The organism is Streptomyces sp. NPDC096040 (genome assembly GCF_040303265.1).
In the GTDB taxonomy this organism is placed as follows: Bacteria; Actinomycetota; Actinomycetes; order Streptomycetales; family Streptomycetaceae; genus Streptomyces.
In genome coordinates this window covers 1-1,601 of record NZ_JBEOTA010000096.1, presented here as the reverse complement: position 1 = coordinate 1,601, position 1,601 = coordinate 1, and the positions used below count along the sequence as shown (strand labels likewise).

General features: G+C 56.5%; 2 rRNA genes. Both read right to left on the bottom strand.

The features are described from left to right. Positions 1-117 (bottom strand): 5S ribosomal RNA (gene rrf, locus ABTY98_RS42145). Positions 118-210: 93 nt separating this feature from the next. Then, positions 211-1,601 (bottom strand): 23S ribosomal RNA (locus ABTY98_RS42140); the annotation flags it as partial.

Genomic DNA, 1,601 nt, shown 5'->3' with positions numbered 1-1,601 from the left:
GTTCGGCGGTGTCCTACTCTCCCACAGGGTCCCCCCTGCAGTACCATCGGCGCTGTAAGGCTTAGCTTCCGGGTTCGGAATGTAACCGGGCGTTTCCCTCACGCTATGACCACCGAAACACTATGAAACTGAACTGCCGCACCACACCCTGTGGCCCAGGACATGGGGCTGTTCGTGGTTTCAGAACCAACACAGTGGACGCGAGCAACTGAGGACAAGCCCTCGGCCTATTAGTACCGGTCACCTCCACACCTCACGGTGCTTCCAGATCCGGCCTATCAACCCAGTCGTCTACTGGGAGCCTTACCCCATCAAGTGGGTGGGAATACTCATCTCGAAGCAGGCTTCCCGCTTAGATGCTTTCAGCGGTTATCCCTCCCGAACGTAGCCAACCAGCCATGCCCTTGGCAGAACAACTGGCACACCAGAGGTTCGTCCGTCCCGGTCCTCTCGTACTAGGGACAGCCCTTCTCAATATTCCTGCGCGCGCAGCGGATAGGGACCGAACTGTCTCACGACGTTCTAAACCCAGCTCGCGTACCGCTTTAATGGGCGAACAGCCCAACCCTTGGGACCGACTCCAGCCCCAGGATGCGACGAGCCGACATCGAGGTGCCAAACCATCCCGTCGATATGGACTCTTGGGGAAGATCAGCCTGTTATCCCCGGGGTACCTTTTATCCGTTGAGCGACGGCGCTTCCACAAGCCACCGCCGGATCACTAGTCCCGACTTTCGTCCCTGCTCGACCCGTCGGTCTCACAGTCAAGCTCCCTTGTGCACTTACACTCAACACCTGATTACCAACCAGGCTGAGGGAACCTTTGGGCGCCTCCGTTACCCTTTAGGAGGCAACCGCCCCAGTTAAACTACCCATCAGACACTGTCCCTGATCCGGATCACGGACCCAGGTTAGACATCCAGCACGACCAGACTGGTATTTCAACGACGACTCCACAACCACTGGCGTGGCCGCTTCACAGTCTCCCAGCTATCCTACACAAGCCGAACCGAACACCAATATCAAACTGTAGTAAAGGTCCCGGGGTCTTTCCGTCCTGCTGCGCGAAACGAGCATCTTTACTCGTAGTGCAATTTCACCGGGCCTATGGTTGAGACAGTCGAGAAGTCGTTACGCCATTCGTGCAGGTCGGAACTTACCCGACAAGGAATTTCGCTACCTTAGGATGGTTATAGTTACCACCGCCGTTTACTGGCGCTTAAGTTCTCAGCTTCGCCACACCGAAATGTGACTAACCGGTCCCCTTAACGTTCCAGCACCGGGCAGGCGTCAGTCCGTATACATCGCCTTACGGCTTCGCACGGACCTGTGTTTTTAGTAAACAGTCGCTTCTCGCTGGTCTCTGCGGCCACCCCCAGCTCAGACCGTAAAGATCATCACCAGGTGTGGCCCCCCTTCTCCCGAAGTTACGGGGGCATTTTGCCGAGTTCCTTAACCATAGTTCACCCGAACGCCTCGGTATTCTCTACCTGACCACCTGAGTCGGTTTAGGGTACGGGCCGCCATGAAACTCGCTAGAGGCTTTTCTCGACAGCATAGGATCATCCACTTCACCACAATCGGCTCGGCATCAGGTCTCA